A 20,353-nucleotide genomic window follows, 5' to 3' on the forward strand; every position below is an offset into this window, starting at 1 on the left:
ATGGACGAAGGTTTACGATTCGCAATTCGGGAAGGTGGCCGTACTGTTGGCGCCGGTGTTGTCGCTAAAATTATCGAGTAATTACAATGAGCAGCAATCAAAACATTAAAATAAGATTAAAATCCTTTGATCATCGGTTGATTGACTTATCAACTCGAGAAATAGTAGAGACAGCAAAACGTACTGGCGCACAAGTTCGTGGGCCAATACCATTGCCAGTCCGTAAAGAAAAATTTACTGTATTGACTTCACCGCATGTTAATAAAGATGCTCGAGATCAATATGAATTACGTACTCACAAACGTCTGGTCGTTATCGTTCATCCAACTGAAAAAACAGTTGATGCATTGATGAAATTAGATCTGGCTGCTGGGGTTGATGTTCAGATAAGCCTTGATGACTAAATATTAGGGTGAAGGATATTAAAGAGGTGTTAGAATGATGATCGGTTTATTAGGCCGTAAAATCGGTATGACGCGGGTTTTCATGGCAGATGGAGTTTCAGTTCCAGTTTCTGTTGTTGAAGTTCACCCTAATAGAGTCTCACAAGTTAAAACCAAAGAAACTGATGGTTACTCTGCTGTACAAATAACTGGTGGTACTAAAAAAGCAAGCAAGGTTAACAAACCTTTAGCAGGTCACTTTGCAAAAGCTGAAATTGAAGCAGGTGACATGTTAGTTGAATTTTTAATTGATTCTGAAGATGCATTCAAATCTGGTCAGGTAATATCAGTAGCAGATGTGTTTACTGCCGGACAGTTTGTTGATGTTGCAGGAATCACTAAAGGTAAAGGTTTTGCTGGTACGGTAAAAAGATATAATTTTAGAACACAAGATGCTACTCATGGTAACTCCAGATCGCATCGTGTACCTGGTTCTATTGGTCAAAACCAGACTCCAGGTCGCGTGTTCAAAGGTAAGAAAATGGCTGGTCACATGGGTAATGTTCGTTGTACAGTTCAAAGCCTTGAACTGGTGCGCGTAGATGCTGAAAGAAATTTACTTCTTATCAAAGGTGCTATACCTGGTGCTCCTGGCTCACAAGTTGAAATTAAGCCTGCAGTTAAAAAGCAAGTACGAGGTGAGTGATGGAAATTACTACTATAGATACAAATTCAAAATTAACACTGAACCAAGAAGTATTTGCGTATGGTTATAATGAAGGCTTAATTCATCAAGCTGTAGTAGCCTATATGAATAACGCACGTAGTGGTAATAGTGCTCAAAAAACACGATCTGAAGTTAGAGGTGGCGGCAAAAAGCCATGGAATCAAAAAGGTACCGGTCGTGCTCGGGCTGGTACAATTAGAAGTCCAATCTGGAGAAGTGGTGGGGTAACTTTTGCTTCTAAGAAAAGAGATTATTCACAAAAAATTAATAAAAAAATGTACAAACGTGCATTACGTAGTATAATCTCCGAACTTTGTCGCACTGGTAACCTTGTAGTTGTAAGTGATTTCCAATGTGAAAGCAAAAAAACTAAAGATTTTGTTAATAAAATGAACCAAATGAGTGTAAAAAACGCTCTTATCATCATGACTGAAGTCGGTGAGAATGAATATTTTGGTTCAAGAAACTTAATTGATTATGACATCTGTGACGTTACAACTATAGATCCTGTATCTTTACTCAGATTTGAGAAAGTTATTGTTACAGAAGCTGCAATTAAAAAAATTGAGGAACAGTTACAATGAACGCTGAAAGATTGTTGATGGTTCTACGTGAACCACATACTTCTGAAAAAGCTACTGTCATAGCTGATAAGCTGAAACAGTTCACTTTCAAAGTATTGAAAACTGCAACTAAAAATGAAATTAAAATGGCGGTAGAGCATATATTTAACGTTAAAGTTAAAAATGTATCTGTTATCAATGTGAAGGGAAAAACAAAGCGTTTTAAACAAACAAGCGGAAAGCGTAGTGATTGGAAAAAAGCATTTGTAACTCTTCATGCTGATCAAGATATTGACTTTACAGCTACCGAATAAGGCAGATTAAGATGGCACTATTAAAATCTAAACCTACATCGCCAGGAAAACGTGGCGAATTACGCGTGGTTCATCACCATATTCATAAAGGAAAACCACATGCTCCTTTAGTTGAAAAGCTAAAGAAAACTGGTGGACGTAATAACCAAGGTAGAATCACTGTAAGACATATCGGTGGTGGTCAACGTAATCAATATCGTATCGTTGATTTTAAACGCAATAAGGATGGTATTGAAGCCCGTGTTGAGCGTATTGAGTATGATCCCAATCGTACTGCTTTAATAGCATTAATTGTTTATAAAGATGGCGAAAGAAGATATATTATTGCTCCAGCCAATTTAAAAGCTGGTGATACTGTTATCAGTGGTGCAGATTCACCAATCAGTACAGGTAATTGTCTTCCATTAAAAAATATTCCTGTCGGTACTACAATTCACTGTGTTGAAATGAAACCAGGAAAAGGTGCTCAGGTCTTAAGAAGTGCTGGAGCAAGCGGGCAGATCGTTGCTAAAGAAGGTATTTATGCAACATTAAGACTTCGCTCAGGTGAAATGCGTAAAATACATGTTCTTTGCAGGGCAGTAATTGGTGAAGTAAGTAATAGTGAGCATAGTTTACGCGCATTAGGTAAAGCCGGAGCAAAACGCTGGAGAGGTATTCGCCCAACAGTTCGTGGGGTAGCTATGAACCCAGTTGACCATCCACATGGTGGTGGTGAAGGCCGGACTTCTGGTGGACGTCATCCAGTATCACCATGGGGCATGCCTACTAAAGGTTATAAAACCAGAAGTAATAAGCGTACTGATAGCTTTATTGTCAGAAGACGTAAAAAGAAATAATTATTGAGAGGATATCAAGTGGCTCGTTCTATAAGAAAAGGTCCTTTTGTTGACCATCATTTGATTGCCAAAGTAGAGGCTGCAATTGAATCAAAATCTAAAAAACCAATTAAAACATGGTCTAGACGATCGACAATCGTTCCTGAAATGATTGACTTAACAATTGCTGTTCATAACGGCAAAGATCATATACCTGTATATATTACAGATAATATGGTTGGTCATAAATTAGGTGAGTTTGCCATGACTCGAACTTTTAAAGGTCATTCTGGTGACAGAAAGGCAAAAGGTAAATAAGAGGATATGATGGAAGTAACAGCAAAATTGAAAGGTGCTCCCTTATCCGCTCAAAAGGGCCGATTGGTAGCCGATATGATACGCAATATGAAAGTATCTGGTGCGCTTGATGTCCTCAAGTTTACACCAAAAAAAGGTGCTCAATTAATGCTTAAGTTGTTAGAGTCAGCTATCGCAAATGCTGAAAATAATAATGGGGCGGATATTGATGATTTAAAAGTAGGTATGGTCTGCGTTGATGAAGCTATGACTTTAAAACGTATTAGTCCCAGAGCTAAAGGACGTGCAAATAGAATTTGTAAACGTACCTGCCATATCACGATTAAAGTGTCTGACGAGGAATAGCAATGGGACAAAAAGTTAACCCTATAGGTATACGGCTTGGTATTATTAAAGACTGGAATTCCAAATGGTTCGCAGGTAAGAAGTACGCTGAATTTTTAATTCAAGATATTAAATTACGTACAGATCTTAAAAAGAAACTTATGGCAGCTGCTGTGAGTAAAATTTTAATTGAACGTCCTGCTAATAATGCGGTAGTTACAATACTTACTGCCCGACCTGGTGTGATCATCGGGAAAAAAGGTGGCGGTATTGAGACATTACGTACAGAAATTTCTAATAAATTAGGTGTACCAGTTCATCTAAATATTGAAGAAATTAAAAAACCTGAGTTAGATGCAACTTTGGTTGCTGAAGGAATTGCACAACAATTAGAACAACGCGTCATGTTCCGACGTGCTATGAAACGTGCGGTTACTTCTGCTCTTAAAGCAGGTGCTAAAGGAATCAAAATTTGTGTTAGTGGAAGACTTGGTGGTGCTGAAATTGCTCGCAGTGAATGGTATAGAGAAGGACGTGTACCTTTACATACTTTCAGAGCAGATATTGATTATGGTACAGCAGAGTCTAAAACTACCTACGGTATTATTGGTGTAAAAGTCTGGATCTTCAAGGGCGAAATTCTCCCTCAAAAGAAAAGATCTTCTGACGTTGCCGAGTGAGTGAGGATTAAGAATCATGTTACAACCTAAACGTACAAAATACCGAAAACAGATGAAAGGCCGTAACAGAGGTTTAGCCTTACGCGGTAGCAACATCAGTTTTGGTGAATTTGGTTTGAAAGCTCTTGAGCGTGGTCGTTTAACTGCGCGTCAAATCGAAGCAGCTCGAAGAGCAATGACACGTCACATTAAACGTGGTGGTAAAATTTGGATTAGAGTATTCCCAGACAAGCCGATTACTCAAAAGCCCTTAGAAGTAAGACAGGGTAAAGGTAAAGGTAGCGTTGAATATTGGGTTGCTCAAATACAACCTGGCAAGGTTTTATTTGAAATGGAAGGTGTATCCAGAGAGCTTGCTATGGAAGCTTTTGATCTGGCTAAAGCAAAACTTCCTTTCAAAGTTATATTTGAAGAAAGGAAGGTGATGTAATGAAAAAAATTGATGAATTACGCAGTTTATCAGTAGAAGAACTGCAAAATGAACTGCTTTCATTGCGTAAAGAACAACTAAATTTACGAATGAAGAAAGCAAGCGGCTCACTAGATAAAACACATCTCATCACCATGGTGCGTAAGTCAGTGGCAAGAGTAAAAACAATGTTGACTGAAAAGGCAGGTAAGTGACATGTCTAATAGTGAATCAAATGCCAGAACAATGGTTGGAAAAGTAGTTAGTGACAAAATGGATAAAACCATAGTTGTGATGATTGAACGTTCTGTTAAGCATCCAAAGTATGGAAAAATTATGAAACGTAGAGCTAAATTACATGCTCATGATGAAAATCAAGTATGTAAAATTGGTAATATAGTAAAAATCCGTGAGTCTAGACCACTCTCTAAAACAAAAAGCTGGGTATTAGTCGAAGTAATTTCTTAATCAACACTGTTGATTTACTTTTAAAACCCTAAAAGGCCTGATATAATCAGCAACCTTTTTCTGGTCGAAATCAGAGCTGGAGTAAAAAATGATCCAAATGCAGACAGTGCTTGAAGTGGCTGACAACAGCGGAGCACGTAAAGTTATGTGTATTAAAGTGCTTGGCGGGTCGCACCGTAGATATGCACGTGTAGGTGATGTAATCAAAGTTAGTATTAAAGATGCAATTCCCAGAAGTAAAGTGAAAAAAGGTGCTGTAATGAAGGCAGTTGTTGTTCGTACAGCACAAGGCGTTCGTAGAGATGATGGATCTTTGATCCGCTTCGACGGTAACGCTGCAGTATTGTTAAATAACCAAAACGAGCCAATAGGTACTCGTATATTTGGCCCTGTTACTCGCGAGCTACGAGAGAGATTTATGAAAATAATATCTCTGGCTGCAGAAGTTTTGTGAGAAGGATTTAGATATGAAACGTATTCAAAAAGGCGATGATGTAATTATAATTGCCGGAAAAAGTAAAGGTCATAGAGGTAAAGTCCTACGTGTAACTGACAATGGCGTTGTTGTTGAAGGTGGAAACTTGATTAAGAAGCATGTTAAGCCTAATCCACAGAAGCCTGAAAACAAGGGTGGAATTATAACTCTTGAAGCACCAGTTCACGTTTCAAACGTTGCTCATTATAATCCAAACACTAATAAAGCAGATAAAGTAGGATTTAAATTCATCGAGAGTAACGGTGAGAACAAAAAAGTTAGATATTTTAAATCTGACAATGAAATAATTGACCGTGTTTAATTAGGTGATTCAAATGGCAAGACTTAATGAATTTTATAAAAAAGAAATCATCCCAATGATGATGAAACGGTTCAACTATTCCAGCGTTATGGAAGTTCCAAAGTTGCTTAAAATCACCTTAAACATGGGTGTTGGAGAAGCTGTTGGTGATAAAAAGGTAATGAACCATGCAGTTGAAGATATGACTTTAATTGCAGGACAAAAGCCTGTTGTTACTAAAGCAAGAAAATCTATTGCTGGTTTTAAGATTAGGGAAGGATGGCCAATTGGCTGTAAAGTAACTCTAAGACGTCAACGTATGTATGAATTTTTAGACAGATTGATTTCCGTAACTTTACCGCGTGTAAGAGATTTTCGTGGTTTAAATCCCAAATCTTTTGATGGAACAGGTAATTACAGTATGGGGATCCATGAGCAAATCGTATTTCCAGAAATTGATTACGATAAAACAGATGGTATCCGTGGTTTAGATATTTGTATTACTACGAGTGCTAAGACAAATGAAGAAGCTAAAGCTTTATTAGAAGCCTTTAACCTTCCATTGAAAGATAGAGATAAAAAATAAGGGTGAAATTGTGGCTAAAAAATCAATGCTTATGAGAGAGTTAAAGCGTAGCAAGCTTGTAAATAAGTACAGTAAGCGTAGAAACGAATTGAAAATATTGATTAAATCATCTGATGATTTTCAGGTAATTATGGATAGTCAGTTAAAGTTAGCTAAATTGCCTGTTAATTCAAATCCTGTTCGTTTTAAAACACGATGTCAGCAATGTGGTCGTCCACATGGTGTTTATCGTAAATTTGCTCTTTGCAGAATTTGCTTAAGACAACAACTAATGGTTGGTAATATACCAGGCGGAAGAAAATCTAGCTGGTAATTTTTTAATTGGAGAACGATTGTGAGTATGCATGATCCAGTTGCTGATATGCTGACCCGAATTAGAAATGGTCAACAAGCAAAACATCAGCAAATAACATTAACTTCTTCTAAGTTGAAAGAAGAAATTGCTCGAGTTTTAAAGGAAGAAGGTTATATCGAAAACTTCTTTGTTGAGTCTTTAGATAATAATCTTAAATTGATGACGATAAAGCTGAAATATTATCATGGCAGACCTGTTATCGAGCTAATTAAGAGAATTAGTCGACCCGGATTGAGAGTATATAAGTCTTACAAAGATTTGTCTTCTATTCCTGGTTTTGGTGTGGCTATATTGTCTACATCACAAGGTATAATGACCCATATATCTGCAAAGATGAAAGGCGTTGGTGGTGAAGTCATTTGTGAAGTGGCTTAATACTTGCGAGGAATAATATGTCTAGAGTAGCAAAAGCCCCAGTAGTTCAACCAGCAAATGTTGAAATAACAATAGGTGATGGTGAGGTTACTGTAAAAGGGCCTAAAGGAACGCTAACCCAAAAGATTAATAGGTTAGTAAAAGTAACTAAAAATAAAGATTCTAACCATGTTGAGTTTGCTCCAGCTGCAAATGATCCAAAAGCTTGGGCTCAAGCTGGAACGGCACGAGCATTAGTAAATAATATGGTTAAGGGTGTAACTGAAGGTTTTGTTGTTACCTTGGAACTGGTCGGGGTAGGATATAGAGCACAATCTAAAGATAAATCAATTTCTTTATCGTTGGGTTTTTCTCATCCTATTGAATACCACTTGCCTAAAGGCGTTGTAGTTGAAACTCCTAGCAATACAGTTATTTTACTGAAAGGGGTGGATAAACAAATTTTGGGCCAAGTAGCTTCTGAAATAAGAGCATTTAGACCACCAGAGCCTTATAAAGGTAAAGGTGTTAAACTTGCTGGCGAGTATATTGCTCGTAAAGAAGCGAAAAAGAAATAAGGTTTAAGTTATGAATAAACACAACTCACGTAATCGACGTGGATTAAAAGCAAAAGCACTGATTCGCAAATCAGACAGAGCAAGACTTGTCGTTTTTAGAAGTGGTTTGCATATTTACTCTCAAATCATTCAGGCAGATAAGCTTGGTGATAAGGTTTTAGCTGCATGCTCAACAAACGATAAAGAATTACGTGCCAGTCTGACCGGAAAATGTAAAGTAGAACAAGCTAACCTAGTTGGCAAAATGCTTGGTAAGCGAGCGAGCGAGCAAGGCATTACTCAAGTTGCATTTGATCGTGCTGGTTATAAATATCATGGCCGAGTGAAAGCCCTTGCAGAAGGTGCACGCGAAGCTGGATTGGATTTTTAAGGAACGATTATGGCATTCGATGAATCATCACCAAAATCAGATGGCTACCAAGAAAAGCTAGTATCGGTCAATCGTACAGCTAAAGTTGTTAAGGGAGGCCGTGTTTTCGGTTTTGCAGTTCTTGTTGTTGTTGGTGACGGCAAGGGTAAAGTTGGCTTTGGTAGAGGTAAAGCCAGAGAAGTTCCAATTGCAATTCAAAAAGCAATGGAACAAGCTAAGAAAAACATGGTTTATATTCCACTTTCTGGATCAACTATTTTCCACGAAATTACTTGGAACTATGGTGCTTCTAAAGTATTTATGAAGCCTGCAAGTGAAGGTACCGGAATTATTGCTGGCGGTGCAATGCGAGCTGTATTAGAAGTTTTAGGCGTACAAAATATATTAGCTAAGAGTATTGGTTCTACCAATCCAAGCAATATTGTAAGAGCAACAATCGCAGCTTTAACTAATATTGGTACCCCAGATTATGTTGCAGCCAAGCGTGGTAAAACTGTTGAAGAAGTTATGGCGGGCTAATTATGGAAAAGAAAATTAAAATAACTTTGGTTAAGAGCATCATAGGCAGAAAGCCAAAGCATATTTCTATCGTAAAACAATTAGGTCTTGGTAAAACCAATTCGAGCGTATCACATAATGATACCCCAGCGATCCGTGGCCTTATTAATAAAGTTGATTACCTATTGCTGGTTGAGGAGAGTGTATAATGAATTTAAATTCACTGTCACCAGATCCTGGTTCAAAACGTCCCAAAAGACGCTTAGGACGTGGTATAGGATCCGGTTTAGGTAAAACTAGTGGAAAAGGACATAAAGGTCAAAAAGCTAGAGCCGGTGGTTACCATAAAATTAACTTTGAAGGCGGTCAAATGCCAATTCAAAGACGACTACCAAAAATGGGCTTTAAGTCACGAGTTGGTAGAACTGTAGATCAAGTTTGTCTCAGTGAACTTGCAAAATTATCTGCAGATGTAATCGATCTAAATGTTTTGCGTGAAGCTGGTCTAATCAATAGTTCTATTAAAGATGTAAAAGTTATTTTGTCCGGTGAATTAACTACTGCCATCAAACTTAAAGGTTTAAGGGTCACTAAAGGAGCTCGTTTGGCCATTGAAGGTTTAGGCGGCAGCATAGAAGAGTGACTATGAAAAACCAAAAACATAATGCAAGCCAATCACGTGGTGGATTGGCTGAACTAAAATCTAGATTATTGTTTGTTGTTCTGGCTATTCTGGTTTATCGTTTGGGTGCACATATTCCTGTTCCAGGTTTGGACCCTGCACGATTGGCTAACTTTTTTAATGAGCAACAGAATACAATTTTTGGCTTATTCAATATGTTTTCTGGTGGTGCATTATCGCGTGTTACTGTTTTTGCTATTGGTATTATGCCATACATTTCGGCCTCTATTATTCTTCAGCTTTTTACAGTTGTTTCTCCTAAGCTTGAACAACTTAAAAAGGAAGGTGAATCAGGGCGCAGAAAGATAAATCAATATACGCGATACTTAACTTTAGTGCTTTCTGTGTTTCAATCTTTAGGGATGGCACGGTGGTTAGCTGGACAACAAATTGCGCTTCAAGCTGACTTTTCATTCTACTTTACTGCAGTTGCTACCTTAGTTACAGGTACTATGTTTTTGATGTGGTTAGGCGAACAAATTACTGAAAAAGGTGTTGGCAATGGTATTTCACTAATTATCTTTTCAGGTATCGTATCGAGTATGCCCACGGCAATCGCTTCAGTTCTTCAACAAGTTAAAGAAGGACAAATGCAAGCATTGACTTTAATCATTATTGCAGTAGTGGTAGTTGTAGTAACAGGATTTGTAGTATTTATGGAGCGTGCACAGAGACGTATCAGAGTTAACTATGCACAAAGGACACAAGGTAGAAAGGTATATGCTGCACAAACCAGCCATTTACCTTTAAAGATAAATATGTCTGGGGTAATTCCTCCAATTTTTGCATCCAGTATTATTTTACTACCAGCAACCTTAGCCCAGTTTTTCTCTCATACTAAGGGTTTAGGATGGCTTGCTGATGTTGGAATGGCCTTATCTCCTGGACAACCTTTATATTTAATTGTTTATGCAGTAGCAATTATATTCTTTGCGTTCTTTTATGCCGCACTGGTGTTTAATCCCAAAGATACTGCAGATAATTTAAAAAAATCTGGTGCATATATACCTGGAATTAGACCAGGGGAACAAACAACTAAATATATCGATGGTGTAATGACTCGTTTGACACTAGTCGGAGCACTTTATTTAGTATTGGTCTGTCTTTTGCCTCAGATCTTGATGTATACATGGCATGTCCCTTTTTATTTCGGAGGAACGTCTTTGCTGATTATCGTAGTTGTTATTATGGATTTTGTAGCTCAGGTACAAGCTCATTTAATGACTCAGCAATATGATTCTTTAATGAAAAAGGCTAATTTTAAAGGTACTAAATTACCTGGTCTTTTATGATTTTTATCGGAGTTAGGAATGAAAGTAAGAGCATCTGTAAAGCGAATTTGTCGCAATTGCAAGATTATTAAAAGAAGTGGCACTATACGGGTTATTTGTAAAGATGCCAGGCACAAACAAAAGCAAGGTTAATATCTGCTTGATTTAATTTTATAAAAATAGTATTCTTCTGTCCCTTTCGACAGAACAAATAACGTTCGGAGAAGTTAATGGCTCGTATTGCAGGAGTAAATATACCTGATCACAAACATGTTGTGATTGCTTTAACAGCAATATATGGTATTGGTAAACCTACATCCTTAAAATTATGTTCGACAGTTGGTATTGAACCTTCTACAAAGGTTTCAGAACTATCAGATGCTCAACTTGAGTCTTTGAGAACAGAAATTGCAAAAATAACCGTGGAAGGTGATTTGCGTCGTGTTGTGACAATGAACATTAAACGCCTTATGGATCTAGGATGTTATCGTGGTCTAAGACACAGAAGAGGGTTGCCATTGCGAGGTCAACGTACGAAAACTAATGCTCGTACACGTAAAGGCCGCAGAAAGGGCACTACCGTTTGATTTTTCATGTAGGAAAGTAAGATGGCAATAACTAAGTCAAAACAACAAAAAGTACGCAAGAAGGCAAAGCGTGTCGTATCTGATGGTATCGTTCACGTACATGCTTCTTTTAACAATACTATAGTGACCTTTACTGACAGGCAAGGTAATGCGCTGTGTTGGGCAACATCTGGTGGTTCAGGATTTAGAGGCTCAAGAAAGAGTACACCTTATGCTGCACAGGTTGCTACTGAGCGTGCTGCTGCTGTTGCAAAAGAATACGGTATGAAATCTGTGGCTGTATTTGTTCATGGTCCTGGCCCTGGAAGAGAGTCCACTATTCGTGAATTAATATCACAGGATTTTAAAATTGTTGAAATTACCGATGTTACAGGTATACCTCATAACGGGTGTAAGCCACCTAAAAAACGTCGTGTATAAGACTCAGGAGTAATTAATGGCTAGATATCTTGGTCCAAAATGTAAGCTATCACGTCGTGAAGGTTGTGATTTATTACTTAAAAGTGGTGTCCGTGATCACAAGTCCAAATGTAAATCTGAAAAATTACCTGGACAACACGGTGACAAAAAACCACGCCTGAATGGTTATGGAATTCAGCTCAGAGAGAAACAAAAAATTAGAAGATTGTATGGTGTTCTTGAAAAGCAATTCCGTGGCTATTACAAAATGGCTGCTCGTATGAAAGGCGCAACAGGCGAAAATCTAATGTCTTTACTTGAAAGACGTTTGGATAATGTCGTGTATCGTATGGGTTTTGCGAGCACACGTGCTGAAGCACGTCAATTGGTTACGCACAAAGCCATACTTGTTAATGATAAAATAGTTAACGTTCCATCATTTTTAGTAAAAGCTGGTGACGTGATATCTGTTCGACAAAGAGCACGAAGTCAGGGTCGTGTCCAAGCAGCTTTAGCTTTGTCTGAACAAAGAGCTCCATGTGATTGGATTACTGTAGATACATCTTCTTTCAAAGGAACATTCTCTACAGCACCAACGTTAACTGACTTATCTTCAGACTACAACGTAAACTTAGTTGTAGAACTTTACTCTAAGTAAGCTCGGAGAAATAGCTGAATGTATACTGAAATCAATGAAATGTTGACACCTAATGTTCTTAAGGTCCAGGCAGAATCGCCCTATAAAGCTAAAATAGTTTTAGAGCCTTTGGAGCGTGGCTTTGGTCATACTCTCGGCAATGCTTTGAGACGTATTTTGTTATCATCAATGCCAGGAAGTGCAATTACTGAAGCTTCGATTGAAGGTGTTCTACATGAATACAGCACGATTGAAGGTGTGCAAGAAGATGTCGTTGACATTTTACTGAACCTAAAATTAGTTGCAATTAAAATGTCAGTCGGTGAAGATGCTATTGTAACATTAAACAAGCAAGGTCCTTGTCAGGTTACCGCTGGAGATATTCAACTGACTCATGGATTAGAAATTATTAATCCTGAGCTCGTCATTGCTAATTTGAATGAAAAGGGCAAATTAAATATGACATTGAAAGTTGAACGAGGAATCGGATTTCACAGTACTGATTCATTCATTAGACATTTCGATGATGAAGTAGAAAGAAAATCTGTTGGGAAGCTTAAAATTGATAATAGCTTCTCACCAGTTAAGAAAGTGGCTTATTATGTTGATAGTGCTCGTGTAGAAAATCGTACTGACCTTGATAAGTTAACTATTGAATTAGAAACAAACGGAACTATTGATGCTGAAGAATCAATAAGGATTTCTGCAAGTATTCTTCAAAGACAACTTCATGCATTTGTTGATATGAAATTTGAAGAATCTCGATCTGATAATAAAGAACGCAATGATTTTGATCCTATTCTATTACGTTCCGTCGATGATTTAGAGTTAACTGTTCGATCTGCAAATTGTTTGAAAGCAGAAAATATTCATTATATCGGCGATTTAGTGCAAAGAACTGAAAATGAACTCTTAAAAACACCTAATCTAGGTAAGAAATCTCTAACTGAAATTAAGGATGTTTTAGCTTCACGTTCATTATCGCTCGGTATGAAACTTGAGAATTGGCCGCCAGCAAATCTTGGCGAATAATGTTTAGGAGTTTTGGTTATGCGTCACCGTAATTCTGGCCGTAGTTTTGGCCGTACAAGTAGCCACAGAAAGGCTATGTTTGCAAACATGTGTTGTTCTTTAATTGAGCATGAGTTGATAAAAACAACTTTACCAAAAGCGAAGGATTTACGACGTTACATTGAACCTTTAATTACTGTATCAAAGGTTGATTCAGTGGCTACACGCCGTCATGCGTTCGATATTCTAAGATCTAAATCAGCTGTTGGTAAATTATTTAAAGATTTAGGTCCACGTTTTGTTGAGCGTCCAGGTGGTTACGTACGTATCATCAAGTGTGGATTCAGAGATGGTGATAATGCGCCTATGGCTATTGTTGAGTTATTAGACAGACCTTCTGTTAGTGACGAAACTGAAGAGTAATTATTTTCCCCATGATTTGAAAACCCGCTTTAAGCGGGTTTTTGTTCTATAAGGATTTAATGAAGACTTCATCGCAAGTTTCCTACTTATCTAATAGCCTCAGTAAAGAACTAATTATTCCTCTTTCTCTTTTGACAGTACGGCACACTCCTTTCCAGTGTACAATTTTGTGTATCGTGTATTTGATTGCAACTCAAATTTGCAGATACTAATGAATTAGCGATTATATGTATTATTCCTATTCTATGTGTGTTGACATGCAAATCTTGGGATTATGAGGGCGTTATCCACAAACGCTGGCCCGATTTATTCTCGTAATGCTCAGGATCCAACAACAATTATATGAGAAGGCTATTGGCAATAGTAGCGTTGGAGAATGGGACTGTTTCCATACACGTCGCATGAATTTAGGGGGAGTGGGGAGCTATCTGCAACCGCCGTCGCACTGGTGTTATTCCTCGACATCCAGATCCAACTGCAATTACACGAGAATGCAGGAGCCATTGTATGGTAATTGGCTCCCTATTTCCTGATTCATTGTAACAATATTTTTTTTGCATCTTCAACTAGCTTGGAAATGGCCAGCAGATCACGATCCATTTCCACTTCATAAGCTTCGCCCCTAGCCTGGCCATGGTTCTTATATAAAGCTAAGTTCGCACCTAAACCAGCAACAAGTTTGCCATGGACAAAGGCAGATTCATGTTTACTTGAAAGGCGATTGTAAAATTGAAATCATCTCCTGAACTCATTAAAATGAAGAGGGAGTGGGTCAAAGGGGCGGTTTTCCTCGCAAATACGTTGTAAAAGCCACATCTCTTCACCCTGAGCTTTCCCAACTTCTTTGCACCAATAAGTATGAGCATCATCTACTTTCCCATTCCTATCAGCCTCAACATAGAGCCTTTCACATGTTCTATAGTGATTAATCAGTTTAAATCCAGTACGACTATCACGATAATGTACGCCCTCGTGTTCAAATTGAATTCCATCGCGTTGCAAAGAGTATTGTAAGGTTTTGGCAATCAGTTGATGTTCTGCATCATTCGAACGGCGTCCGGAATTATTCTCCATGGAGTCGAAGAGCTCATGGAGTTGATCCCACTGTTCTGAACTTGGGTTCACATGAAGTTTCCTGACTTCCCTCGTTTTACGATTCGCATAATAAAAATGGACTTCATTCTTATCGTCTTGATAATAAATAATCCCATCCGGATTTTCTAATAGGGGGAAGGTAATTTTATGTTTGTTTCGGAAGTTTTTGGTTTTAAATTCAATAATTCCTTGGAAATCCTCGCCCGCTACTAATAAAGGGTCACGGTCTAATTTAATTAAATCAGCCCCACCTGTACCCATCTCAGCAGATTGCTGCTCGCATGTTGCTGCAAATTTCGGTGGAATATAGGGTATGATTTGATTTTTCATGTCCGAATCACAGAGAAATAGGATGAGTTGATAGGCGGATACCTGATAAAAATTCCTTTGGCGAGGGTCTGTGACGTGCCCTTTATCAAATAAGACGTCAGGTTTCCTTTTTGCAATTAAGATTATACCCGCCACATCCCCTTGTACCACACACATCCTGGCTTTGAGGGCTAAAGCGATGTCTAAGTTAGGTTTGAATAAATTATAGGTTGTTATGGATGATTGCGCTAAATTTGATAAATCTTGAATGGATAAATAACCAGCAATTTCTCCCTCAATCTCTTTGGATAAGAATTTAAAATCATTGCTTGGGTCTCTTGGAGTTAAGGAGAGCTTTTGTTTACTACCTACCATAATATTGCCTGCCCAATCATTAATTACAGCGACCATTAAATATACATGTGCAATTGCATTCTGTCCATTTGATAACCACGCCGAGCTTCCTCCTTTTACATAAGAGAGCGCAAAATAAATGAACCAAGGTTAGTTTGTCCAGCAATATTGATGTCCTTTCACCTGGTTCATTACTCTTAAAATCGATGTTATTCAAAATGATTGCAAATTAAATGTCACAAGGGCTGATTCACGTTTTAGCGCTATAGCGAAGAAGAGGTTCGCAAAGGATGACATGAATTTGAAGAGGAATATTGTGTTATATAATTAGCTCGGGGAATATGAAGTGGTTTAACGAAAACTGAATTGTGATTATATTGGGTTCATTAACAAAAGCATTCCTGGGTTTCGCTTCCCTGCACCCAGGCTACAATTAGTTTAAATAACTTATTTTTAATTGCTTTAGAATGGAACGTCATCATCTAGCTGGTCAAAAGCATCTTGTGGTACTTGCATAGGTTGCTGTCTTGTAGCATTTTGGTTGCTTGGTGTAAATTGGGCTTGTGGCATCTCATCAAAACTGGATGATGCAGCCCCTCCTTTACTGTCTAGCATTTGAATGTCATTAGCTACAATCTCAGTAGTGTATCTATCTTGACCTTGCTGATCTTGCCACTTTCTTGTTCTTAAACTGCCTTCTATATAGAGCTTAGATCCTTTGCGTACGTATTCACCAGCGATTTCACCTAAGCGGTTAAAACAGACTACACGATGCCATTCGGTCCGCTCTTGCTTTTCGCCGGTTGCTTTATCCTTCCATGCTTCACTGGTGGCAATTGATAGTGTCGTGACTGCATTGCCATTTGGTAAGTAACGTACGTCAGGGTCAACGCCTACGTTGCCAATTAGGATGACTTTATTTATACCACGTGCCATTTTTGATCTCCTGTATGCGAAAGTTAGGAGAAGAGTATACCTAATTTATATATCCCTTGCACGGATGTGTTGAAATAGAGCGCGGTTAACAAGGTTAATATATGAGGTAAGCTTAGAGTCAAACACAGGTTAATCAAAAAGGGTTTTATCCGAGCTTGAAACAAGTTCATACAGGCGTGTAATTTGTTTCTGGGTCACCCTATGGGTTGAAAGTGGTGGCAGGAGGGCTAAGTCAAAAAAATCAATTTCAGAAATTTCCAGATTTTCTTTTGCTGTCCCAGACAAGATTTCACAATGGAAGAAACATTTATAGGTATGAGGCCATTGTAGTGGATGATCATGTTTTTGTTTATCCCATAATGCAAGCAGTCGGATTACAGAAACATCAAAGCCTGTTTCTTCCTTTGCTTCTCTGATTACTGATTCTGATGCGGATTCATTTGTTTCCGCCCAACCACCAGGTAAGGTCCATAGCCCATCTGAGCGTTCTTTAACTAATAGTATTTTATTATTTTGTAGAATAAAAGCACGAACATCTATTTTAGGCGTGGCATATCCTTGTTCTAATGAAAAGATCTGTTTTATCTCCGAGAGTGGAGTATCTGAATATTTCGCCATAAATTCAGAAGCAATCTCCCGAAGTCTTAAATAACGTTCTTTATCAAATTCATTTTTTGAATAGCATAGTCCATTTTGAGCAATAGCTTGGATTTCTGTGATATATTTTAGCCAACTAAAATCAACTTTAGACATAATGTATTATCCCTATAGAATGTTATTTTCATTTTATCTATTGACTCTCACGTAACGTGATAGTTTAAAATTCGTCTTCAGGAGAAGATTGAATGAAATATTACCAAATAAAAGAGATTAGCCAAATGACCTCATTAACAATTAGGTCATTACAATATTATGATGAGATTGGTTTATTAAAACCAACAAAACGTTCCATGAGTGGCTATCGTCTTTATTCTGAAATGGATTTAATACGATTACAACAGATTACCACGTTAAAGTTTTTGGGTTTTTCTTTATCGACCATCAAAAAGATTACAGAAAATCCAAATTTTGATGTGATGGCATCCATTGGCATACAAGCACGCGAATTAACTGAGAAAGCTGCGCGGATTAATGAAGCGGCTTCTTTGCTTACTTACATTTCCAGCCAAATGGAAATGGATCAGCCGGTAAATTGGAAAAGTACTGCAAAAATTATAGAAATATTGGAGTTAAATACAATGAATGATCACGTTCTGCAGAAATATCAATCTGAAGCTGCAAAATCTGAATTAGGGAAAAAATCTGCATATGATGATACGTATAACCCGGATCGGTTATACCCCATTCCGAGAACAGGCAAGCGACAGGAAATTGGAGTTGATCCAATGCAATTACCTTTTTATGGCTTTGATTGTTGGAATCACTATGAAGTTTCCTGGCTTAATGCTAAAGGAAAGCCTATGATCGCAATTGCGGAATTATTTTATGATTGCAGCTCACCTAATCTGATCGAGTCAAAATCATTAAAACTTTATTTTAATTCATTCAACAACACTCGAATTCAAAATGTTGAAGAATTAGAAAATATGATTAAAAAAGATTTACAAGAACGTGTTGGTGCGGAAGTTTGGGTGAAGATTCATCTTTTAGAGGCAACCAATCAGTTTGCGGTACAACCGTCTTTAATGGGGGAGTCACTGGATCATCTTGATATAGAGTGTTCTGTATATCTTGTTGAGCCCTCATTTCTCACTACAAGTGATGAACTAGTAGAAGAGACATTATGCTCCAATCTACTGAAGTCAAATTGCCTGGTCACCAACCAGCCTGATTGGGGAAGTGTGCAAATTGCTTATAAAGGAAAAAAAATTAATCGCGCAGGTTTATTGAAATATCTTGTTTCATATCGAAATCATAACGAGTTTCATGAACAATGCATTGAACGGATATTTGTTGATATTATGAACTATTGTAAACCCGAACAGTTGACTGTATATGGTCGTTACACAAGACGAGGTGGTTTGGATATCAATCCTTATCGTTCTACGGAAAAGACTTCATTTGCAGATAAAAATTTGCGCTTGGTTCGTCAATAATAAAATCACTACTTAGTAGATTTGAGTTATCCATAAAGTTAACTCAAATCGGAACATAAGTAGTATCATGACAAAAAAATTTTTGGCAAGATCCTTATCTTACTGGATTTGAAACAACAGTTAATACAGTCACAGGACTTACGAAAAATCCCAATCTCTTCGTTAAAAAATGATTTTAATTCGGTTATTTAGTATATCTAAATTCCCTCATTAAAAACATTTTTTGCCTCGACCTTGGCGTTTTTCGTAAGTCCTGAGTCAATGGAAATCAAATGACAGTTCACGAAACAATTTTTACGTTTTTTCTGGAAACTAGGAACGTGATCATGGAGTGATAGGGGGTTATGACGTTTTAGAAGCGAAGAAGAGATAATTATCACCCCGTTATACCCCCTTTTTTCAGGGAGATAATGTCGATAGAATTTTTTCTGCATTGCCTTCTGTGTAGCTTTCTCTGTTAACTCGCAAATAAATAACCTGCTCATTTTCTGCGAGTGCAACTTCAATAACGCCTTTAATATTTAATAGTTGAGTAATAATGTTTTCTTTTCTCTCGGACCAAGGATAGGGCAAGATAAGTGTTGAAACAGAGACGTTTGATTTCATTGAAATGGAAATAATTAACCATAAAACGCCTAGGATGGCATTAGTAATAAAGATTCCTTGACTACTGTCCCATTGGTATAGCACGCCAGATAGTGCTCCGCCAATAAAAAGCCCTAAAAATTGGCTGGTAGAATAAATACCCATGGCAGTCCCTTTATTATTGGGATTTGCCTGTTTTGATACCAAAGAGGGTAGTGCTGCTTCGAGGATATTAAAAGCAACAAAGTAAATTAACATAAGGACGCACAAACCAAACCAATTTTGAAATGTATACGCCAGTAATAATTGTGCTAAAGTCATTGTAAGAACTGAGGAAAGAAAAATGCTTTTCATGCGCTTTTTCTTTTCCGCAAGCACAATAAACGGGATCATCAGTATAAATGATATCAGCATGAGTGGCAGATAAAAATGCCACTGTTGGGATAAATGGCCTTGTTCCATTTGTTTTCTTAAGATAAAGGGGATAGCAAAAAATGTTGCTGTGAGAATAAAATGCTGGCAGAAAATACCTACATTGAGGCGTTGTAGTTGCAAGTTGGACATAACTTGTTTGAATAAAGCGGGATTTGTTTCGCTATCAATATGAAAACGTTCATTTACAGGTTTAGGAATGACCAAATGAAGTAAAATGATTCCTGCTATTGCTAACATCGTAGTGAGGTAAAAAATACCGGCCAGGCCGAAATGATGTGTAATGGCAGGACTCACAACCATAGCCAGACTAAATGATGTCCCTATAGTCATACCAATGACCGCCATCGCTTTAGTCCGTTGTTCATCAGGTGTAAGATCGGCAAGTAATGCGATTAAAACGCTTCCAATGGCACCTGTACCTTGTAATGCTCTGGCAAGGATCATCCCATAGATAGAATCAGTTATAGCGCCAAGTAAGCTTCCACAAGCAAAAAGGAGCAAGCCCAAAGTAATCATGGGTTTTCGACCTATTTTATCGGAAAGCATGCCAAAAGGGATTTGGAGGAGCCCTTGAGCAAGTCCATAAATTCCTAGCGCAAAACCGACCAATGCAGGAGTTGCGCTTCGCAAATTTTCTGCATAAATGCTAAATACAGGAATGAGTAAAAACAAGCCGAGCATGCGAAAAGAAAAAATTGCAGCTATAGGAAACACAGTTTTAAACCAAGAATGCTTCATTCATTAATATATGTTTATCTTAATCGTGTGCCGATAGTACAAAGTTAACCCTCTAGAAACAAGATATTTGAAAATTTAATGATCTAATCATTGCTTTATCGATAAATAAAAATGAAAATGTAGCTTTTTGTAACTGTTCGTCCAAGGGCGTCGATTTACGAGCGCTTGGTATCTTGAAATCGTAGCCTGGGTGGAGCGAAGCGGAACCTGGGTTTTGTAGGGAACGAATTCCCGGGTTCCGCTTCGCGTTCACCCAGGCTAAACGCAACAGGGA

Annotated in this window: 34 protein-coding genes and 1 pseudogene; 31 read left to right on the forward strand and 4 right to left on the reverse strand. The window is 37.9% G+C overall.

What is annotated here, in order from left to right:
• The 29 genes from DGG96_RS03700 to rplQ all read left to right on the forward strand — a co-directional run.
• The coding region (locus DGG96_RS03700; RefSeq protein ID WP_078767514.1) for an EF-Tu C-terminal domain-related protein at positions 1 to 81 on the forward strand (81 nt) is incomplete at its 5' end.
• A 5-nt stretch (positions 82 to 86) separates the two neighbouring features.
• Positions 87 to 404, forward strand: coding sequence for a 30S ribosomal protein S10 (gene rpsJ, locus DGG96_RS03705; protein WP_010654833.1), 318 nt, complete (start codon positions 87 to 89; stop codon positions 402 to 404).
• Between the two features lie 34 nt (positions 405 to 438).
• Positions 439 to 1,089 (forward strand): 50S ribosomal protein L3, encoded by a 651-nt coding sequence (rplC, locus tag DGG96_RS03710; RefSeq protein ID WP_110141631.1) that lies wholly within the window; start codon positions 439 to 441, stop codon positions 1,087 to 1,089.
• The gene (gene rplD / locus DGG96_RS03715) at positions 1,089 to 1,694 is read left to right on the forward strand and encodes a 50S ribosomal protein L4 (RefSeq protein ID WP_110141632.1); all 606 of its coding nucleotides are present in this window, start codon (positions 1,089 to 1,091) and stop codon (positions 1,692 to 1,694) included. Before rplC ends, rplD begins: the two co-directional genes overlap by 1 nt.
• The gene (rplW, locus tag DGG96_RS03720; protein WP_058466779.1) at positions 1,691 to 1,987 is read left to right on the forward strand and encodes a 50S ribosomal protein L23; all 297 of its coding nucleotides are present in this window, start codon (positions 1,691 to 1,693) and stop codon (positions 1,985 to 1,987) included. The genes rplD and rplW overlap by 4 nt, the downstream gene beginning before the upstream one ends.
• 11 nt (positions 1,988 to 1,998) lie before the next feature.
• Entirely contained in the window at positions 1,999 to 2,826 is an 828-nt protein-coding gene (rplB, locus tag DGG96_RS03725; RefSeq protein ID WP_110141633.1) for a 50S ribosomal protein L2, read from the forward strand.
• A gap of 18 nt (positions 2,827 to 2,844) precedes the next feature.
• The gene (gene rpsS, locus DGG96_RS03730; RefSeq protein ID WP_010654828.1) at positions 2,845 to 3,123 is read left to right on the forward strand and encodes a 30S ribosomal protein S19; all 279 of its coding nucleotides are present in this window, start codon (positions 2,845 to 2,847) and stop codon (positions 3,121 to 3,123) included.
• 9 nt (positions 3,124 to 3,132) lie between these two features.
• Positions 3,133 to 3,468 carry a 50S ribosomal protein L22 gene (gene rplV / locus DGG96_RS03735; protein WP_003633087.1) on the forward strand — a complete coding sequence of 112 codons (336 nt, stop codon included), beginning with the start codon at positions 3,133 to 3,135 and terminating at the stop codon, positions 3,466 to 3,468.
• Between the two features lie 2 nt (positions 3,469 to 3,470).
• Positions 3,471 to 4,127, forward strand: coding sequence for a 30S ribosomal protein S3 (rpsC, locus tag DGG96_RS03740; RefSeq protein ID WP_110141634.1), 657 nt, complete (start codon positions 3,471 to 3,473; stop codon positions 4,125 to 4,127).
• A 16-nt stretch (positions 4,128 to 4,143) separates the two neighbouring features.
• Positions 4,144 to 4,557: a 50S ribosomal protein L16 gene (gene rplP / locus DGG96_RS03745; RefSeq protein ID WP_003633085.1), complete on the forward strand. Its 414-nt coding sequence runs from the start codon at positions 4,144 to 4,146 to the stop codon at positions 4,555 to 4,557.
• A complete protein-coding gene (gene rpmC / locus DGG96_RS03750; RefSeq protein ID WP_110141635.1) occupies positions 4,557 to 4,751 on the forward strand; it encodes a 50S ribosomal protein L29 in 195 nt (64 codons plus the stop codon). Before rplP ends, rpmC begins: the two co-directional genes overlap by 1 nt.
• Position 4,752: 1 nt before the next feature.
• Complete coding sequence (gene rpsQ, locus DGG96_RS03755) at positions 4,753 to 5,004, forward strand: 30S ribosomal protein S17 (protein ID WP_058466775.1); 252 nt, start codon at positions 4,753 to 4,755, stop codon at positions 5,002 to 5,004.
• Between the two features lie 88 nt (positions 5,005 to 5,092).
• Positions 5,093 to 5,458, forward strand: a complete 366-nt coding sequence (gene rplN / locus DGG96_RS03760; RefSeq protein WP_006872243.1) for a 50S ribosomal protein L14 — start codon at positions 5,093 to 5,095, stop codon at positions 5,456 to 5,458.
• Positions 5,459 to 5,471: 13 nt separating this feature from the next.
• Positions 5,472 to 5,801 carry a 50S ribosomal protein L24 gene (gene rplX, locus DGG96_RS03765; RefSeq protein ID WP_110141636.1) on the forward strand — a complete coding sequence of 110 codons (330 nt, stop codon included), beginning with the start codon at positions 5,472 to 5,474 and terminating at the stop codon, positions 5,799 to 5,801.
• A 13-nt stretch (positions 5,802 to 5,814) separates the two neighbouring features.
• Positions 5,815 to 6,366, forward strand: a complete 552-nt coding sequence (gene rplE, locus DGG96_RS03770) for a 50S ribosomal protein L5 (RefSeq protein ID WP_058466773.1) — start codon at positions 5,815 to 5,817, stop codon at positions 6,364 to 6,366.
• Between the two features lie 10 nt (positions 6,367 to 6,376).
• Positions 6,377 to 6,679, forward strand: a complete 303-nt coding sequence (gene rpsN, locus DGG96_RS03775) for a 30S ribosomal protein S14 (RefSeq protein ID WP_110141637.1) — start codon at positions 6,377 to 6,379, stop codon at positions 6,677 to 6,679.
• A gap of 27 nt (positions 6,680 to 6,706) precedes the next feature.
• Positions 6,707 to 7,096, forward strand: coding sequence for a 30S ribosomal protein S8 (rpsH, locus tag DGG96_RS03780; protein WP_199739212.1), 390 nt, complete (start codon positions 6,707 to 6,709; stop codon positions 7,094 to 7,096).
• A 17-nt stretch (positions 7,097 to 7,113) separates the two neighbouring features.
• Positions 7,114 to 7,653: a 50S ribosomal protein L6 gene (gene rplF, locus DGG96_RS03785; protein WP_110141639.1), complete on the forward strand. Its 540-nt coding sequence runs from the start codon at positions 7,114 to 7,116 to the stop codon at positions 7,651 to 7,653.
• Between the two features lie 10 nt (positions 7,654 to 7,663).
• Positions 7,664 to 8,023 carry a 50S ribosomal protein L18 gene (rplR, locus tag DGG96_RS03790; protein ID WP_110141640.1) on the forward strand — a complete coding sequence of 120 codons (360 nt, stop codon included), beginning with the start codon at positions 7,664 to 7,666 and terminating at the stop codon, positions 8,021 to 8,023.
• 9 nt (positions 8,024 to 8,032) lie between these two features.
• Complete coding sequence (rpsE, locus tag DGG96_RS03795; protein ID WP_010654817.1) at positions 8,033 to 8,542, forward strand: 30S ribosomal protein S5; 510 nt, start codon at positions 8,033 to 8,035, stop codon at positions 8,540 to 8,542.
• A 2-nt stretch (positions 8,543 to 8,544) separates the two neighbouring features.
• The gene (rpmD, locus tag DGG96_RS03800) at positions 8,545 to 8,730 is read left to right on the forward strand and encodes a 50S ribosomal protein L30 (protein ID WP_019233377.1); all 186 of its coding nucleotides are present in this window, start codon (positions 8,545 to 8,547) and stop codon (positions 8,728 to 8,730) included.
• Positions 8,730 to 9,164: a 50S ribosomal protein L15 gene (rplO, locus tag DGG96_RS03805; RefSeq protein ID WP_058466766.1), complete on the forward strand. Its 435-nt coding sequence runs from the start codon at positions 8,730 to 8,732 to the stop codon at positions 9,162 to 9,164. The genes rpmD and rplO overlap by 1 nt, the downstream gene beginning before the upstream one ends.
• A 2-nt stretch (positions 9,165 to 9,166) precedes the next feature.
• Complete coding sequence (secY, locus tag DGG96_RS03810) at positions 9,167 to 10,495, forward strand: preprotein translocase subunit SecY (RefSeq protein ID WP_110141641.1); 1,329 nt, start codon at positions 9,167 to 9,169, stop codon at positions 10,493 to 10,495.
• Positions 10,496 to 10,513: 18 nt separating this feature from the next.
• Positions 10,514 to 10,627 (forward strand): 50S ribosomal protein L36, encoded by a 114-nt coding sequence (rpmJ, locus tag DGG96_RS03815; RefSeq protein ID WP_010946099.1) that lies wholly within the window; start codon positions 10,514 to 10,516, stop codon positions 10,625 to 10,627.
• A gap of 77 nt (positions 10,628 to 10,704) precedes the next feature.
• Complete coding sequence (gene rpsM / locus DGG96_RS03820; protein ID WP_110141642.1) at positions 10,705 to 11,061, forward strand: 30S ribosomal protein S13; 357 nt, start codon at positions 10,705 to 10,707, stop codon at positions 11,059 to 11,061.
• Positions 11,062 to 11,082: 21 nt separating this feature from the next.
• Positions 11,083 to 11,481, forward strand: a complete 399-nt coding sequence (rpsK, locus tag DGG96_RS03825; RefSeq protein ID WP_003633055.1) for a 30S ribosomal protein S11 — start codon at positions 11,083 to 11,085, stop codon at positions 11,479 to 11,481.
• Between the two features lie 16 nt (positions 11,482 to 11,497).
• Positions 11,498 to 12,118, forward strand: a complete 621-nt coding sequence (rpsD, locus tag DGG96_RS03830; protein ID WP_110141643.1) for a 30S ribosomal protein S4 — start codon at positions 11,498 to 11,500, stop codon at positions 12,116 to 12,118.
• An 18-nt stretch (positions 12,119 to 12,136) separates the two neighbouring features.
• The gene (locus DGG96_RS03835; protein ID WP_110141644.1) at positions 12,137 to 13,129 is read left to right on the forward strand and encodes a DNA-directed RNA polymerase subunit alpha; all 993 of its coding nucleotides are present in this window, start codon (positions 12,137 to 12,139) and stop codon (positions 13,127 to 13,129) included.
• A gap of 18 nt (positions 13,130 to 13,147) precedes the next feature.
• Positions 13,148 to 13,531 (forward strand): 50S ribosomal protein L17, encoded by a 384-nt coding sequence (gene rplQ / locus DGG96_RS03840; RefSeq protein WP_110141645.1) that lies wholly within the window; start codon positions 13,148 to 13,150, stop codon positions 13,529 to 13,531.
• Positions 13,532 to 14,266: 735 nt separating this feature from the next.
• Here the strand turns inward: rplQ and DGG96_RS03845 are convergent.
• From DGG96_RS03845 to DGG96_RS03855, 3 genes are all read right to left on the reverse strand, one after another.
• Positions 14,267 to 15,346: a hypothetical protein gene (locus DGG96_RS03845; RefSeq protein ID WP_233590502.1), complete on the reverse strand. Its 1,080-nt coding sequence runs from the start codon at positions 15,344 to 15,346 to the stop codon at positions 14,267 to 14,269.
• A 405-nt stretch (positions 15,347 to 15,751) separates the two neighbouring features.
• On the reverse strand, positions 15,752 to 16,225 hold the full coding sequence (gene ssb / locus DGG96_RS03850) for a single-stranded DNA-binding protein (protein ID WP_110141646.1): 474 nt from the start codon (positions 16,223 to 16,225) through the stop codon (positions 15,752 to 15,754).
• A 129-nt stretch (positions 16,226 to 16,354) separates the two neighbouring features.
• A complete protein-coding gene (locus DGG96_RS03855) occupies positions 16,355 to 16,978 on the reverse strand; it encodes an NUDIX hydrolase (protein WP_110141647.1) in 624 nt (207 codons plus the stop codon).
• Positions 16,979 to 17,103: 125 nt separating this feature from the next.
• On the opposite strand from DGG96_RS03855, the pseudogene DGG96_RS21375 reads away from it, so the two are divergent.
• Positions 17,104 to 17,223 (forward strand): annotated as a pseudogene (locus DGG96_RS21375) (MerR family DNA-binding transcriptional regulator); the annotation flags it as partial.
• A gap of 240 nt (positions 17,224 to 17,463) precedes the next feature.
• The gene (gene queF / locus DGG96_RS03860) at positions 17,464 to 18,321 is read left to right on the forward strand and encodes an NADPH-dependent 7-cyano-7-deazaguanine reductase QueF (protein WP_325049820.1); all 858 of its coding nucleotides are present in this window, start codon (positions 17,464 to 17,466) and stop codon (positions 18,319 to 18,321) included.
• 399 nt (positions 18,322 to 18,720) lie between these two features.
• Here queF and DGG96_RS03870 read toward each other — a convergent pair whose 3' ends face one another.
• Positions 18,721 to 20,079, reverse strand: coding sequence for an MFS transporter (locus DGG96_RS03870; RefSeq protein ID WP_110141649.1), 1,359 nt, complete (start codon positions 20,077 to 20,079; stop codon positions 18,721 to 18,723).
• Positions 20,080 to 20,353: the final 274 nt, after the last annotated feature.

Source organism: Legionella qingyii, assembly GCF_003184185.1.

Bases quoted from the DNA above. Each gene is read 5' to 3' on its own strand.
- rpsJ (WP_010654833.1), top strand. From the start codon at position 87: ATGAGCAGCAATCAAAACATTAAAATAAGATTAAAATCCTTTGATCAT.
- rplC (WP_110141631.1), top strand. From the start codon at position 439: ATGATGATCGGTTTATTAGGCCGTAAAATCGGTATGACGCGGGTTTTC.
- rplD (WP_110141632.1), top strand. From the start codon at position 1,089: ATGGAAATTACTACTATAGATACAAATTCAAAATTAACACTGAACCAA.
- rplW (WP_058466779.1), top strand. From the start codon at position 1,691: ATGAACGCTGAAAGATTGTTGATGGTTCTACGTGAACCACATACTTCT.
- rplB (WP_110141633.1), top strand. From the start codon at position 1,999: ATGGCACTATTAAAATCTAAACCTACATCGCCAGGAAAACGTGGCGAA.
- rplV (WP_003633087.1), top strand. From the start codon at position 3,133: ATGGAAGTAACAGCAAAATTGAAAGGTGCTCCCTTATCCGCTCAAAAG.
- rpsC (WP_110141634.1), top strand. From the start codon at position 3,471: ATGGGACAAAAAGTTAACCCTATAGGTATACGGCTTGGTATTATTAAA.
- rplP (WP_003633085.1), top strand. From the start codon at position 4,144: ATGTTACAACCTAAACGTACAAAATACCGAAAACAGATGAAAGGCCGT.
- rpmC (WP_110141635.1), top strand. From the start codon at position 4,557: ATGAAAAAAATTGATGAATTACGCAGTTTATCAGTAGAAGAACTGCAA.
- rpsQ (WP_058466775.1), top strand. From the start codon at position 4,753: ATGTCTAATAGTGAATCAAATGCCAGAACAATGGTTGGAAAAGTAGTT.
- rplN (WP_006872243.1), top strand. From the start codon at position 5,093: ATGATCCAAATGCAGACAGTGCTTGAAGTGGCTGACAACAGCGGAGCA.
- rplX (WP_110141636.1), top strand. From the start codon at position 5,472: ATGAAACGTATTCAAAAAGGCGATGATGTAATTATAATTGCCGGAAAA.
- rplE (WP_058466773.1), top strand. From the start codon at position 5,815: ATGGCAAGACTTAATGAATTTTATAAAAAAGAAATCATCCCAATGATG.
- rpsH (WP_199739212.1), top strand. From the start codon at position 6,707: ATGCATGATCCAGTTGCTGATATGCTGACCCGAATTAGAAATGGTCAA.
- rplF (WP_110141639.1), top strand. From the start codon at position 7,114: ATGTCTAGAGTAGCAAAAGCCCCAGTAGTTCAACCAGCAAATGTTGAA.
- rplR (WP_110141640.1), top strand. From the start codon at position 7,664: ATGAATAAACACAACTCACGTAATCGACGTGGATTAAAAGCAAAAGCA.
- rpsE (WP_010654817.1), top strand. From the start codon at position 8,033: ATGGCATTCGATGAATCATCACCAAAATCAGATGGCTACCAAGAAAAG.
- rpmD (WP_019233377.1), top strand. From the start codon at position 8,545: ATGGAAAAGAAAATTAAAATAACTTTGGTTAAGAGCATCATAGGCAGA.
- rplO (WP_058466766.1), top strand. From the start codon at position 8,730: ATGAATTTAAATTCACTGTCACCAGATCCTGGTTCAAAACGTCCCAAA.
- secY (WP_110141641.1), top strand. From the start codon at position 9,167: ATGAAAAACCAAAAACATAATGCAAGCCAATCACGTGGTGGATTGGCT.
- rpmJ (WP_010946099.1), top strand. From the start codon at position 10,514: ATGAAAGTAAGAGCATCTGTAAAGCGAATTTGTCGCAATTGCAAGATT.
- rpsM (WP_110141642.1), top strand. From the start codon at position 10,705: ATGGCTCGTATTGCAGGAGTAAATATACCTGATCACAAACATGTTGTG.
- rpsK (WP_003633055.1), top strand. From the start codon at position 11,083: ATGGCAATAACTAAGTCAAAACAACAAAAAGTACGCAAGAAGGCAAAG.
- rpsD (WP_110141643.1), top strand. From the start codon at position 11,498: ATGGCTAGATATCTTGGTCCAAAATGTAAGCTATCACGTCGTGAAGGT.
- DGG96_RS03835 (WP_110141644.1), top strand. From the start codon at position 12,137: ATGTATACTGAAATCAATGAAATGTTGACACCTAATGTTCTTAAGGTC.
- rplQ (WP_110141645.1), top strand. From the start codon at position 13,148: ATGCGTCACCGTAATTCTGGCCGTAGTTTTGGCCGTACAAGTAGCCAC.
- DGG96_RS03845 (WP_233590502.1), bottom strand. From the start codon at position 15,346: ATGGTCGCTGTAATTAATGATTGGGCAGGCAATATTATGGTAGGTAGT.
- ssb (WP_110141646.1), bottom strand. From the start codon at position 16,225: ATGGCACGTGGTATAAATAAAGTCATCCTAATTGGCAACGTAGGCGTT.
- DGG96_RS03855 (WP_110141647.1), bottom strand. From the start codon at position 16,978: ATGTCTAAAGTTGATTTTAGTTGGCTAAAATATATCACAGAAATCCAA.
- queF (WP_325049820.1), top strand. From the start codon at position 17,464: ATGAATGATCACGTTCTGCAGAAATATCAATCTGAAGCTGCAAAATCT.
- DGG96_RS03870 (WP_110141649.1), bottom strand. From the start codon at position 20,079: ATGAAGCATTCTTGGTTTAAAACTGTGTTTCCTATAGCTGCAATTTTT.